We start from the raw sequence: 13,385 nt of genomic DNA, 5'->3' as shown, positions 1-13,385 counted from the left end.
AAAATGTCAGCTGGCGGTCAGTTATATGACCAGATAACTGATATATACTCGGTCTATAAAACCCCCTGATTTGCGGCGGCAGCGGTTTTTATAATTGATTAATGCCTGAAGCTATATTTGAGGAGCGCCCCATGCGGTTATTGCTGGTTGAGGACGAAGAGAAAACGTCATCCTATGTCAGCCGGGCTTTAAGCGAGCTAGGTTTTACCGTTGATATTGCTGGTGATGGCATCGATGGTCTCCATCTGGCGGTACAGCAGGAATATGATGCCGTGATTCTCGATGTCATGTTGCCAGGCAAAGATGGCTACTCGGTGCTTGAGGGATTACGGGCCATTAAACAAACCCCGGTGCTGATGCTGTCCGCGCGCGGATCGGTTGATGAACGCGTTAAAGGGCTTCGTCAGGGCGCGGATGATTATCTGCCGAAACCCTTTTCGCTGATCGAGCTGGTCGCCCGCATTCAGGCGCTTTTACGCCGCCGCAGCGTTGACGGGGTCGATGTCTCCCAGTTGCAGATAGACGATTTACATGTTGATTTACTCTCGCGTAAGGTGAACCGCAACGGCGATCGTATTGATTTAACGGCGAAAGAGTTCGCGCTTCTCAGCCTGCTGGCCCGCCATCAGGGGGAAATTTTGTCAAAAATGATGATTGCGGAACAGGTTTGGGACATGAATTTTGACAGCGACGCCAACGTCGTGGAAGTCGCCATTAAGCGGCTACGCAACAAAATTGATGCGCCCTATCAGGTCAAACTCCTGCATACCGTGCGCGGTATGGGATATGTGCTTGAAACCCGCCATTCACACGATCAGGCTCGTCGCCCGGACCACTCGCGATGAAAACGGCTATCGCTACCCGTATGTCCTTAATGTTTGGCCTGACGATGGCCCTGCTGACGTTAGCCCTGGCGGTGGTGATGCGCTGCTCGCTGCACTCCTCTCTACAGAACCAGATGTCCAAAGAGCTGCATTTTCGCCACTCGATCATTGAGCCGTTTCTGGCAAGCAAAGGGACGGTGGAGAACTGGCCTGACGTCAAAGAAAAGCTTAACAATATGTCGGCCAGCGACAGCGGCATCGTGAAACATTGGGTTATCAGCGATAACCCTTACTACCGGATTGGCGATACGCCTCCGGCAGTCGCCGCCCGCCCTGACGGTTTTGCTACCGCGCCGAATCCACACGGAGACGATCTGCTCTATCTGCTCATTTCAACTCTGCCGCCGCTGGGTAACCGTCCGGCCATACGGTATGTTGTCGCAGTGGATTCAACCCCCTATATGACCACACTTTACGAATTCACCCGCACGCTGGTGTTAATCTCTGTGCTGGCTATTACCGCGGCGGCAATGCTCGGCTATTTAATCGCCCGCTCAGGGATGCGCCCCGTACGCAGCCTGAGCCAGCAGGCCCACACGATGATGCCCGGCAACGAAGGGCAGCGCCTGGACAGCGCGGCGCTCCCCGCGGAGTTGCAGCACCTGGCCGATGCGTTTAACGGAATGCTATCCCGCCAGGAGGCGGCATGGTCGCAGTTAGAAAGTTTTAATGCCGACGTTGCCCACGAGCTGCGCACTCCCCTGACCAATCTGATTGGCCAGACCCAGCTTGGGCTCTCGCGCAAGCGCAGCGTCAATGAACTGGAGGAGCTGCTGCAGTCCAACCTGGAAGAGCTGGCGCGCATGACCTCCATCGTCAATGATATGTTGTTTCTGTCACATGCCCAGGCAGGGCACCATACCACCGAGCTAAGCGAGGTCTCGCTGCGTGAGGAAAGCAGCAAAACCGCCGAATATGTCGAGCCCTCGTTCCTTGAAAGCAACCTGACGCTGGAGATTCATGGCGAGGTTGAGGCCTGTATCGACAGACGTTTATTCCACCGCGCGCTGGCTAATCTGCTGGAGAATAGCGCCCGCCACGCCCTGCCGGGAAGTACGGTTATTATCGAGTGTGCAGGAGCTGAACGGCCAGGCCCATATCGCGGTGATCAATCAGGGGGAGAACATCGCCCCTGAACACCAGGCGCGGCTGTTTGAACGGTTTTATCGGGTGGACTCATCCCGGGTGCGTAGCGATATGTATCATGGTCTTGGCCTGGCCATCGTGCGCGCCATTGCGCTGATGCATCGGGGAGATGTGTTCGTTAAAAGTGAAAATGGCCGCAACACTTTCGGCTTTTCACTTATACATCGCCCGCTGCCGCATAAAATAGACCTGTGATAATAAAAAACAACGCCTGATATAAGCACATGGTTTACTCTTCCTCCGGGTATTAATGCCCGGAGGCGAGATACCTGAATAGCCGACGTTGAATTTGGCACCGATAATATTATACCCAATTAACTTCAAGTTGCAGGATGGTAGTGCGTAAACAACTTATCTCTATATCTCTACTATTGGCTTGGTTTCACAGGTTCCTGCAACTTGTAGTATTCTGTGTATATTTATTGGTTTATAAAATAGTTACAAATTTTTTACATAGTTCAGTGGGGAAATATCCTGGCTCTCCAAAATCGGCTGGTGGAGAAAAAGCCAGACTGGCATTAACAAATCCCAAAACTACGGATTGTGGCAGCCCTTTTATTTTTCCATTGCTGTCAGAAAAATCTTTTAGTTTGTCAATGTCAAATGCTGCGATTTTTTCCAATGCTATTATTGCATGACGAAACTCATTATAAGACAACCTTTTTTCAGCGAAAGCAATGAACAACTTCGCTGCTATTTCTGGCTTTTTCTCAAAATCTAATTTCTCAATAATATCAAGTATATGCTCACCAGTTCTTCCAGCAAATTTATCATCTTCATTAAGTTTTTTTATCATTTCGATTCTTTCTTTCTCAGGGGTATTTGAAAGCTCAGACAAAAAACGTATTAATTTTTCTCTGAAAAAATTCTCTCGAACTGATGAGCTTACTTTGAAAAGGGTAAAGAAAGTATTTACCAAAGGAATATTATTAACTACCCCTGAGCGATCAAGAATATGCACACCGATTTCAGCATATTCTTTGAATAAGTCTATTACTTCGCCTGATATTATATTTGTAACAACATCGCCCTTTTCTTTCATGCTATTACCCTCATTGTATACCACTTTTTGGTAAAATTATGGTTTGTTTTGTCAATGTTTTCTTACTGGGATGCCCCCTCAAGATGCGTGTTTGAGTTTCTGAAAATTATCGTTAATGCGACAACTCAGCTTCTCCGCTATCTGTGGCAGGGTATTGCTGAAAAATCCGTTTATTGCCTCCCGGAAGGCCTTCGCTGTGGCAAAATACCGGTTGTTCCGGGCATGTTCATTCATCACCTTCCACAACCGCTCTATCGGATTCAGATTCGGGCTGTAAGGGGGCAGGTAGTGCAGGTCAATATTCATAACCACCGCCCAGTCCTGCACCAGTGAGGCCCGGTGGTAGGGGGCACCATCCAGAATCAGATGCACTTTCTGCATGACCGGATAAGTCTGCCGGATGGCGATGAAGAACTCACAAATGGTTCTGGCATTAATCTGCGCATAATCGCCGGTCACCGTCCGGGCGATATCGTTCAGGCTGAGTGCCCCGATGATATTCATCCGGGTACGGCTGCCGGTGGTTTTAACCGGTTTGCGCTCACCCCGGCGTATCCAGCCACCACTCAGTTTCGTTGACTGCGTGGGATGCACCGCATCCATAAACAGGATGGGTTCCTTATCACCCGCAGCGAGCTTAAGAGCCTCATATTCAGCCATGAACTGCTGCTGTTTTTCTTCGCTGAACTTATGCGGGACGCCGGTCGGCTTTTTCCACGAAAAACCATTGCGGTGAAGCCACTTGTTCATACCGGGAATGGAGTAAGACACACCAAAGCGTTCCCTGACAAGGGCAACGATACTGGCTGTGCTCACGTGGACATCTTCGGTCAGCAAACAAATCAGTTCTGCTGAGTGCGCAGAACAGAGGTGCTCCTGTGAGCCGCCGTTGTCAGAGGTCAGCTTGTCTTCATCAAGATAATCCACGATATGGCGCAGGACGGTGGTCTCATGAATCAGCCTGGGACTGCGCAATCATGGCAGTTGACCAGCCCTGAGCAGAAAGAAGCACGCAGCGAATCCTGTCGCAGACACGGCGGTCACGACTTTGTCGATGCTGCGCCTCAAGGGCGGCAATCTGTTCGGGTGAGAGTCTTATGTTCATGATTTGAGCATGATCCCCTGACGGCATGAAATCAAGCAGTTTCAATGATCACGGGTATATATCGATAAATTGTGTTTTTTTGCCGTTATTCCGGCCGTCAGGTATGAAAAACATAATTTCGTTACTTATAAATGTTTATCCGTTGCCATCGAGCTTTTTTATGATTGTCAAAAGCCCCGGAGCTTAATTAGTTGTGGTTCCGCATCATACAGGTAGATAACATGAAAAATGAAAAACGTGCTTCTCATATTATAAACTCCCCTGTTTCACCCGATCGTCGACGCTTTCTGGCCGTTTCAGCGGCGGCCTCGGTCGCCGCTATTTTCGCCACGCGAGCCCTCGCGGGCCAAACGCTCGCTGAGCTTTCAGCGCCCGCGTGGGCGGCAAGCGATATCCCGCCGCAAGCCGGCCGTACGGTCGTCATTACCGGTGGAAATGGCGTTCCGCGAACGATCGCTTCCGGAACCTTCCCGCCGCCGGGAACGTACAGCGGCCTCGGCTTTCAGGATGCGCTGGCGCTTGCGGGTAAAGGTGCAAATGTCATTATTGCATCAAGGAATGCGCAAAAGGGGCAAGAGGCGGTAGCGGCGATCGAGGCGCAGTATCCTGGCGCGAGCGTGCGGTTTGAAACGCTCGACCTCGCCGATCTCAGGTCGGTTCAGGCCTTTAGCGAACGGCTTCGTTCGCAGGTCAGTCGGATCGATATTTTAATCAACAACGCCGCGACGGCGGGTACGCCGGACCGTAAGGTCAATGCCGACGGTCTGGAATTATGCTGGGCCACCAACGTGGTGGGCCATTATAGTTTAACCGCGCATCTGCTCCCCCTGTTACAGCGCGGAAATAATCCCCGCGCGGTATTTTTAAGCAGCAGCGCCGCAAGACGTGCGACGATGCGCTTTGCCGATCTGCAAACCCAACAGAATTACACGCCATTAAATGCTTACAGCCACTCAAAGCTGGCGATCCTTATTCTGGCCAGGGAGACTCAACCGTCAGGCATTAGTCGATAACTGGGGGGTAAGCTTTATCGCGGCCCATCCGGGAGTGGCGAAAACCTTTTTAATTCCGGACGGCCCGGGACCAGACAGCGATTTTGGCCACAGTTTGACAAACGGACCAGACCGCTTCAAACCCGCAGCCCAGGGAGCCCTTTCGACGCTCTATGCCGCCACGGACCCGGCGGCAAAAGGAGGACTCTACTATGGTCCGGTTAATGACCAGGGTGATGTTGGTATAAGCGAAGATTACTCAGGCGCTTCCGGGTCAGAAATAGCCTCGCGGCTCTACGATGAGCTGGTTAAGGTCACGGCCCAGCGCTTTAGCTAAAAAGTATCCGGATGAAGCGAGAAAACCTCTCGCCAGTCCGGCTTTATTGCTTCCCACGCCTCTGGCGCGACCGCATCCCGACGATTGCCGGTTCAGCTTTTATAGCGGCAGGGAGATAATATGCGATGACCAATATCGCAACGGAACCAGGCGGTGGCTTATGGCGGGAAGAAATAAGGAGCGAATAAACGCCCCTTTTCCGAATGCCTGAACGTCATTTATTGATAAATAACGGCCAGCCCATAGAGTTTATTTTCTCCGCCAGCGGAGACAATCCGATAGGACGTCGCTCCTGCGGCTTCGGCTTTGACGGCTAATTTTTTCTCGAGGGCGGATAGCGTCATTGCGCCGCTTACCGAAACGGTGCCGATTTTCTTCAGACCGTCAGCAGACTGCACTTCAGTGGCAGCTAATGCCCCCACCGAGAACACGCTGAGGAATAATGCTAAGCATACAGTTTTATTTGCACTCATGATATCACCTCGTTTGCTTTACAATGACAGAGATGTCACCGTTATGCTGATTATAAAAAAACGAACTGACATCAGGCTGACCGTGGTATGACAATCCTGTAAGCTTGCAGAACAATACATAACTTTGCCTTCAGTGAAGGTAATAGTTTTTTCGAAGCATTGTGCTTACAAAATCTTAAATTGGCGCTACCGCTAAGCTCATTGTTTAGGTTTTATTCAGGCCATCGTCTTTTTCAAAAAAACGTAACAATGGTTTGCCTCATCATTTATCATATACGGCTCATTGGTGAGCCCTCTGATTGCCGGGGTGCAGCGGTCAAATAGCGAAAACCCGGCGGATGACTGCAGGTTAAACTTCAGGCGTGAAGATTGGTCATTGTAACCAAGAATAAGAATGCCATCATTTTTCAATACGCGGTAAATTTGCGCCAGCATTTTATCGCTGCTGATTTCATCATTAATACCAAAACCAATTAACCCATTGGCGATAACAAACTTGAAGCTATTTTCAGCGAAGTGCTCGGAGAGTTCCAGTACCGAGCCTACGGTATGTTTCCCATTAGTACCATATCTGGCCTCTTTAGGATTGGAATCTATTGAATAGTAATCAAAGTCCAGTAGCCGGGGATAATGCCAGTTATATCTTTTAATCCCGACAAAAAGACATTTCCGGTCCGGCAAGCCATAGCCGGATGAATTCATAAAGCCAAATATTTGCTTCTCCAGGAACACTCTGTTTGGTAAGTTCACTCTGAAATCTACCCCCATGCTTTCGGCTAGCCTGGGTGAGATGGCAAATATTATCCGTTTCACCTGGTATAATATTTTGTTATTCATTGTTATCGTTTTCTCCGCTTCTGGCCGCCCGCCGGCATCTGGTATTTTTTTACCCTACATACTGATAGCTGACATTAGCGTGACCGGGAGATAACATTCCTGTCAGGTAGCCGTTATAAGCAGCAAAGTATTTTATCCGCGATTAAATGTGGAATATGCCCGGAAAAAATATCGATGGCGGACAGACAGCTGGCGCCGACCTTCGGCTAACGATACCGTTCGGCTTCAACCGCCTCGCGGACCTGCACGAGCGCAGGCCGCAAACTCTCCGTCGTCACCGAACCCAGCGCTAGCCTGATAGCCTGGGGGACGGTTTGCGCGGTGCAGAAAGGCTCCGCTGTGGAAACGGAAATATTGTTGTCCATTAGCGCCTTGACCACCCTATCCGCCCTCGCCTCATCCGGTAGCGGAAGCCAGGCAAAATAGGAGTCCGGATGGGCCACGCAGGGAAGATCGCCCATCGACTCTCTTAACAGGACCTGCCGCCGGCGCGCATCGCGTCTTTTCAGCGTTTCAAAACGGCTGACGGTACCGTCCAGGATCCAGCCGCAGACCAGGGCCGTCAGCACGGAGGGGGTATTCCAGGTCGTGGCGCGCACCGCTCTTTCCAGAGCGGAACGATAGCTTTCAGGGCAAATAACCACCCCAACCCGCAGGCCAGTCGCCACGTTTTTAGAAAAACCGCTGATATAGACGGTGCGCTCTGGCGCATAGCACGCCAGCGGCGGCGGCGGCCGACGCACCAGGTAGGCATAGGCGCTGTCTTCCACGATGAGCAGATCGTGGGCCCGGGCAATCTCGGCCAGCGCCTTTCGCTGACGGTGGCTAAGCACCCAGCCCAGCGGATTATGCAACGTCGGCATGACGTAGACCGCCCGGACGCGTCTTTTTTGACACAGTAGCCTGAGGGCCGCTAAATCCGGGCCATCAGCCAGGGACGGGATGGCGATAAGCTCTAAATGGCAGAGCTCGGCTAGCGCTTTGAATCCCGGATAGGTCAGCGCGTCCACGGCGACAACGTCTCCGGGCCTCAGCAGCCCCATCACCGTCACGGTTAGCCCGTGCTGGGCGCCGTTAACGATCAGCAGATTGTCCTCTGTCGGTCGAAATCCGTGCCGATAAAAATGCCTGGCCATAACCCTGCGTTCGCTGATCCTGCCGGCGTGGGGCTGATAGCGCAGATGCGACTCGATATCGCCGGTCGTCGAGAGCTGCCGCAGCGCGTCGCGCAGCATATCTCCCTGCCCGGACAGCGACGGATAGTTAAAATTCAGGTCGATAGCGTTCGGTGCCACCGCCTGCTGATCAACGCCGTGACCCGGAGGCAGCGACTGCTCTCTGACAAAGGTTCCACGCCCGGTTTCGCCGCTGACCAGCCCCATCGCCTCCAGTTCGCTATAGACCCGCGTAGCCGTCGCCAAAGAGATACGTTCCTGCGCGGAGAGGTTTCGGTGCGTCGGCAGGCGGGTTCCCGCGGACATCTCGCCGTTTCGAATCAACGCTGCGAATTTATCAACGATGCTTTTATAGCGGGCTTTCATCAAATGTATCCATGACAATAATTTGATTGTATCGGATTGGCGAGGCTACCATCCGCTGACCCAATGCTCAAGCCCGTAAACACTAACAAACAGATGAGGTGACAGTGGTCAATTCAGCACGATACAAAGCCGACCCCGGCGCCGCTTCCGGCTGGCTCAATGGCCTGCTCGGCGTCATTATTTTCAGCGGTTCTTTACCCGCCACGCGGGTAGCAGTGCTGGAGATAGCCCCCTTATTTCTGACCTTTCTGCGCGCTTCCGTCGCCGGAGTAGTGGCCTGCGCGCTGATTATCTATTTTCGCCAGCAGCGCCCTGGCGCCTCGCAAATCGTGCCGCTGATCGTCGTGGCGCTGGGGGTTGTGGTGGGTTTCCCGCTGTTGACCGCCCTCGCGCTGCGGCATGTTACCTCCGCGCACTCCATCGTGTTTCTCGGCCTGCTGCCGCTTACCACGGCCATTTTCGGCGTCCTGCGCGGCGGCGAACGCCCGAAAACGGCCTTCTGGATCTTTTCGGTCATCGGCAGCCTGCTGGTTACGGGCTTCGCGCTCGCGCAAAACGCCTCGACGTCGCTGACCGGCGATCTGCTGATGCTTGCCGCAGTCATTGTCTGCGGCCTGGGCTACGCCGAGGGCGCAAAGTTGACCCGGATTATCGGTGGCTGGCAGGTTATCAGCTGGGCGCTCATTATCTCCCTGCCCTTTATGCTGATCGCCTCTTTTATGACCCAGCCTGCGACTTTCAGCGGCATTGGCGCCCCGGCCTGGGTAGCGCTGGGCTACGTATCGCTTTTCAGTATGCTGATCGGCTTTATTTTTTGGTACCAAGGGCTGGCTATCGGCGGGATTGCCGCCGTTGGCCAGCTCCAGTTGCTGCAGCCGTTCTTTGGCCTGGCGCTGTCGGCGACCCTGCTGCATGAAACGGTCAGTCCGATGATGGTTTTCGTCACCTCAGGCGTTATTCTGTGCGTTATCGGATCGAGAAAATTTGCCCGATAAAACGCAACCGCTGCCGCGACGGATTACTCCCCGTTTTCTTAAAAAGGAATCAACGATGTTTACAGGCCTGAGCGCATTCCCTCTTACCCCGCTGGCGGGGGCGGAGATCGACGAGAAGTCGTTTGTTTCACTGATTGAGAACCTTGTCGATGCCGGCGTGGATTCAATCGGCGCGCTGGGCTCGACCGGTAGCTATGCCTATCTGACGCGGGAGCAGCGGCTCAGGGTCACCCGCCTGGCCGTCGGCGCCGCATCCGGTATCCCGGTGATGACCAGCATCAGCAGCATCAGCGCAGATGAGGTTATGAGGCTGGCGGAGGATGCGCAAAACGCCGGCGTTCGCGGCGTACTGCTGGCGCCGCTGTCGTATCAACCGCTGAGCGCCGATGAGGCGTTTCGCCTGTATGACCGCGTCGCCGCCGGGCTATCGGTGCTGCTGTGTATCTATGACAATCCGGCAACAACCGGGTTTGTCTTTTCCGACGACCTGCTGGTTGCCCTGTCGAACCTCAACCACGTCGCTTCGATAAAGCTCGGCGACCTTCCGGCAGACTGGAGCGCGGCCTCCCGGCGCATCGCGGTCCTGAAAAGCCGGATCGCCGAACGGGTCACTCTCGGCATCAGCGGCGACGCCCGCTCGGCGGCCGGCCTGATTGCCGGCTGCGACGTCTGGTACTCCGTCCTCGGCGGACTCTTCCCCCGCTATGCCCTGAGTCTGACCCAGGCGGCCCTGCGCGGAGATAACGACGAAGCGCAGCGGCTTAGCGCGGCCCTTGAGCCGCTGTGGGCGTTCTATCGTCGCCACGGGAGCCTGCGGGTAATTGCGACCCTGGCCGAGATCCCTGGAGCCGCGTCGGCGCCGTGCCTGCCGTTCCCCCTCCAGACGCTGACTGGTCAGGAAAGGCGCGATCTGCAGGAGATCCTCGGCCAGCTGCCGTTCCTGAATTGACCCGCAGCGGGAGCATTATTTTTTCAGGCGCCCGGCGAACACGATGGCGATGGCACCCACCATCATTGAGCCTGCCAGCAGGAAAGTGAACCGCATGGCGCCGGCGATAGCCGACGCCGGGGCATGAACGAGGTCTTGCGTGCCGGCTGCCGACGAAAAGACGCTGCCCATGGCGGCCGCGCCGGCAATCAGCCCCATATTTCGCGCGAGGCTGAGCAATCCGGATACCGTTCCCTGCTAACCCGGCCCGGCGTCGCGCAGCACGGAGGTATTGTTGGCGGCCTGAAAGAGCTGGTAGCCGGGAGTCAAAATCATCACCGACAGCGCGTAGCCGATAATGCCCATCCGGTTCGGCAGGTATGCCAGCATAAAGGCTCCCGCCGCCAGCAGGATCAGCCCCATGCCGAGCGCCCGGCGGGCTCCCCAGCCGTCAACCAGATGGCCGGAAGGCACGCCGCAAAGAATCGAGATCGCCGGGCCGATGGCCATAACGAAGCCCACTTCCGTGGTTTTCAGACCCAGCACAATGCCCAGATAGAATGGCCCCACCACCAGGGTGGTCATCATCACCGCGGCCACCAGAAGATTGACCAGCAGCCAGGGCGCCAGACGCCCGGCCAGCGCCGACCGCTGGCCGACCTGAGCCTCGGAACGACCGCGTAAATCGGCGGGTAAGAGGATAAAAATCAGCAACAGCGCCAGGCAGGCGATCGGCAGCTGAACCCAGAAAATGCTGCGCCATCCCGCCCAGGCGATCAGCACTCCGCCGACGGAGGGGCCGATCGCCGTTCCCAGCGCCGAGGTAGTCCCCAGTAGCCCCATCGCCCGTCCGATGCGATCCTTCCCGGCGGTCTGGCGCATAAGGGCCATGCTCAGCGTCATCAGGAAAGCGGCGCCCACTCCCTGCAGCGCCCGCGCCGCGCTCAAAAACCACAGGCCGGGGGCCAGGCTACAGAGCATTGAGGCCGCGACAAACAGCCCGAGACCGACCATTAGCATGGTCTTTAGCCCCCATCTATCGCCCAGACGACCGGCAGCAAGCACCGAGATCGTCAGCGCCGACAGATAGACGGTCACTATGGCCTGCACCTGTGAGAACGGTGCGGCAAAGGCCGCCGCCAGCGCGGGCAGCGCAATGTTGGCGATGCTGGTGCCCAGCGAGGCCAGCAGCATACAGAGCGCGAGAGCCGCTACGATTGCCGCCTGTTTTTTGGTCGTGATGGCGATCTCCACCTGCGTCATTTTTGTTCCCCCCCTTGCCGGATATTCGGTTCAGGAGCATGCTACGACTTCAAGTCGAGTTGAGGTCAAGCATGAAATTTCTGGATATCGGCGAGGTGTCGGCACAGAGCGGGATCAGGCCCTCGGCGCTGCGCTACTACGAAGAGATCGGCCTGATCGCTTCAATTTCGCGGCACGGGCTGCGCAGACAGTTTCCGCAGGAGGTGCTTTTGCACCTCAAGCTCATCACCATGGGCAAAGCGGCGGGTTTTTCGCTCGACGAGATCGCACGAATGTTCGGCAAGCCGAGTTCTCCCGACCTTCCGCGCGCTGAGCTGCATCAGAAGGCCGACCTCATTGACCGCCAGATTCAGCAGTTCACCGCCCTGCGCGATACGCTTCGCCACGTTGCCGACTGCCCGGCGCCTTCGCATATGCAGTGCCCGACCTTCCGGCGTCTTGTCGATCTGGCGGGGAAAAGCGGCGCCAGGGCGGCAAAGAAAAAAGAGCCGCCCGGCCGATCGCTGAAGCGCCCCGGCTGACGGCGAAACGGAAAAAGCGCCCGCAGGCGCTTTTATTTACTCTCCGCTCGGGACCGGTTTTACCCGTACGCCGAGCAGAACAATGACCATCGCGCTGAGCAGCAGCACCCCGCTGCCGGTGAAGACGCCGCTGGCGCCGGTAATATCGAACACCGCCCCGCCGCCGGCGGCTCCGGCGCTGATGGCCAGCCTGGATAGAGGCAACCAGCAGCCCCCCGGCGCTCTCGGCCTCATCCGGTACCGTAGTGGCAAGCCAGGTTGACCAGCCCACCGGCACCAGGCCGAAGGCGAAGCCCCACATGGCCACCATCAGACCATCAAGCAGCGCCAGATGGCCGAAGGTCACCATCATCAGCGCCAGAACGCCCATCGCAAACGGCACCAGAGCCAGCGTCAGGCGCAGGCTGCGGGCCAGTAAATGTCCGGCAATGGAGGTGCCGACAAAGTTCGCCAGCCCAAAGCCCAACAGGATCAGAGATACCCCCTCCACGCTCGCCCGGGCGACGGTTTCCAGAAACGGCCGCAGGTAGGTAAAGAAAGCGAAATGGCCGCTGAAAATTAAAATAGTGGCCAGCATGCCGCCCAGCATACCCGGCCGGCGCAGCACCTTAAACAGCGTCGCAAAGCTGCCTGCGCTTTCCGGACGCATGGAGGGCAGAACCCACAGCTGCCAGAACAGGGCTACCACGCTCGGCAGTGCGCAGATGATGAACACGTTGCGCCAGCCGATCAGCGCGCCTAAATAGCTGCCCAGCGGCGCGGCCACCACTGTCGCGATCGATACGGCGGAGAAAATGATGGCCAGCGCTTTTGGCACAAACGCGGCGGGTACCAGGCGCATGGCGGTTGCGGTGGACATCGACCAGAAACCGCCGATGGCAATGCCCAGCAGCAGGCGACCGAGGAGTAAAAACGCCAGCGAAGGCGCAAAGGCGACCATCATGCTGGAGATAATTTGCAGCAGCGAAAAAAACATCAGCACCCAGCGGCGGTCGATATTTTTAGTCGCCGGGGTAATAAGCAGCCCGGTAACCAGCGCCACCAGTGCCGTCGCGGTCACCGCCTGCCCCGCCATCCCTTCACTCACGCCCAGGCTTGCCGCCATCGGCGTTAACAGACTGGCGGGAAGAAACTCTGCAACAATCAGGCCGAAAACGCCCAGCGCCAGCGCATAAACGGCCCGCCAGGCGGGTTTGGCGTTTAGCTGGCTCTCATCGGCTACAATGCAGGAACTCATATACATCTCTCCAGAACAGTTAACAATCCGACACAGCTTAGAAACTTCTCTTCGGACGATCTATGATGCATACTCTGCCGTTAT

Annotated in this window: 12 protein-coding genes and 3 pseudogenes; 7 read left to right on the top strand and 8 right to left on the bottom strand. The window is 55.7% G+C overall.

Annotated features, from left to right (window positions below; all coding sequences use genetic code 11):
- Positions 1 to 131: 131 nt before the first annotated feature.
- On the top strand, positions 132 to 845 hold the full coding sequence (locus ABOC21_RS12000; RefSeq protein WP_426814707.1) for a heavy metal response regulator transcription factor: 714 nt from the start codon (positions 132 to 134) through the stop codon (positions 843 to 845).
- Positions 842 to 2,225: pseudogene (locus ABOC21_RS11995) on the top strand (heavy metal sensor histidine kinase). Before ABOC21_RS12000 ends, ABOC21_RS11995 begins: the two are co-directional and overlap by 4 nt.
- Before the next feature lie 232 nt (positions 2,226 to 2,457).
- On the opposite strand, the gene ABOC21_RS11990 reads toward ABOC21_RS11995, so the two are convergent.
- Positions 2,458 to 3,072 (bottom strand): hypothetical protein, encoded by a 615-nt coding sequence (locus tag ABOC21_RS11990; RefSeq protein ID WP_426813041.1) that lies wholly within the window; start codon positions 3,070 to 3,072, stop codon positions 2,458 to 2,460.
- A 78-nt stretch (positions 3,073 to 3,150) separates the two neighbouring features.
- Positions 3,151 to 4,177: pseudogene (locus ABOC21_RS11985) on the bottom strand (IS630 family transposase).
- A 221-nt stretch (positions 4,178 to 4,398) separates the two neighbouring features.
- Between ABOC21_RS11985 and ABOC21_RS11980 the strand changes: the two are divergent.
- Both ABOC21_RS11980 and ABOC21_RS11975 read left to right on the top strand, forming a co-directional pair.
- Positions 4,399 to 5,190, top strand: coding sequence for an SDR family NAD(P)-dependent oxidoreductase (locus ABOC21_RS11980; RefSeq protein ID WP_426814706.1), 792 nt, complete (start codon positions 4,399 to 4,401; stop codon positions 5,188 to 5,190).
- A 94-nt stretch (positions 5,191 to 5,284) separates the two neighbouring features.
- Complete coding sequence (locus tag ABOC21_RS11975; RefSeq protein ID WP_426814705.1) at positions 5,285 to 5,506, top strand: hypothetical protein; 222 nt, start codon at positions 5,285 to 5,287, stop codon at positions 5,504 to 5,506.
- 218 nt (positions 5,507 to 5,724) lie between these two features.
- Here ABOC21_RS11975 and bhsA read toward each other — a convergent pair whose 3' ends face one another.
- The 3 genes from bhsA to ABOC21_RS11960 form a co-directional block, all read right to left on the bottom strand.
- The gene (gene bhsA, locus ABOC21_RS11970) at positions 5,725 to 5,979 is read right to left on the bottom strand and encodes a multiple stress resistance protein BhsA (RefSeq protein WP_426814704.1); all 255 of its coding nucleotides are present in this window, start codon (positions 5,977 to 5,979) and stop codon (positions 5,725 to 5,727) included.
- Positions 5,980 to 6,195: 216 nt separating this feature from the next.
- Entirely contained in the window at positions 6,196 to 6,747 is a 552-nt protein-coding gene (locus ABOC21_RS11965; RefSeq protein WP_426814703.1) for a class I SAM-dependent methyltransferase, read from the bottom strand.
- A 275-nt stretch (positions 6,748 to 7,022) separates the two neighbouring features.
- Complete coding sequence (locus ABOC21_RS11960) at positions 7,023 to 8,357, bottom strand: PLP-dependent aminotransferase family protein (protein ID WP_426814702.1); 1,335 nt, start codon at positions 8,355 to 8,357, stop codon at positions 7,023 to 7,025.
- A gap of 104 nt (positions 8,358 to 8,461) precedes the next feature.
- Here ABOC21_RS11960 and ABOC21_RS11955 point away from each other — a divergent pair, with 104 nt between their 5' ends.
- Together ABOC21_RS11955 and ABOC21_RS11950 are read left to right on the top strand one after the other, a co-directional pair.
- A complete protein-coding gene (locus ABOC21_RS11955) occupies positions 8,462 to 9,352 on the top strand; it encodes a DMT family transporter (protein ID WP_426814701.1) in 891 nt (296 codons plus the stop codon).
- Positions 9,353 to 9,407: 55 nt separating this feature from the next.
- A complete protein-coding gene (locus ABOC21_RS11950; protein ID WP_426814700.1) occupies positions 9,408 to 10,301 on the top strand; it encodes a dihydrodipicolinate synthase family protein in 894 nt (297 codons plus the stop codon).
- A 15-nt stretch (positions 10,302 to 10,316) separates the two neighbouring features.
- Here ABOC21_RS11950 and ABOC21_RS11945 read toward each other — a convergent pair whose 3' ends face one another.
- Both ABOC21_RS11945 and ABOC21_RS11940 read right to left on the bottom strand, forming a co-directional pair.
- On the bottom strand, positions 10,317 to 10,499 hold the full coding sequence (locus tag ABOC21_RS11945) for a hypothetical protein (protein ID WP_426814699.1): 183 nt from the start codon (positions 10,497 to 10,499) through the stop codon (positions 10,317 to 10,319).
- 39 nt (positions 10,500 to 10,538) lie between these two features.
- Entirely contained in the window at positions 10,539 to 11,543 is a 1,005-nt protein-coding gene (locus ABOC21_RS11940; RefSeq protein ID WP_426814698.1) for an MFS transporter, read from the bottom strand.
- 71 nt (positions 11,544 to 11,614) lie between these two features.
- Here ABOC21_RS11940 and ABOC21_RS11935 point away from each other — a divergent pair, with 71 nt between their 5' ends.
- A complete protein-coding gene (locus ABOC21_RS11935) occupies positions 11,615 to 12,064 on the top strand; it encodes a helix-turn-helix domain-containing protein (RefSeq protein ID WP_426814697.1) in 450 nt (149 codons plus the stop codon).
- A 36-nt stretch (positions 12,065 to 12,100) separates the two neighbouring features.
- Here the strand turns inward: ABOC21_RS11935 and ABOC21_RS11930 are convergent.
- Positions 12,101 to 13,301 (bottom strand): annotated as a pseudogene (locus tag ABOC21_RS11930) (MFS transporter).
- Positions 13,302 to 13,385 lie beyond the last annotated feature (84 nt).

It is taken from the genome of Klebsiella sp. WOUb02 (genome assembly GCF_050058015.1).
Lineage (GTDB): Bacteria > Pseudomonadota > Gammaproteobacteria > Enterobacterales > Enterobacteriaceae > Klebsiella.
This window is presented reverse-complemented; position numbering and strand designations above follow the sequence as displayed.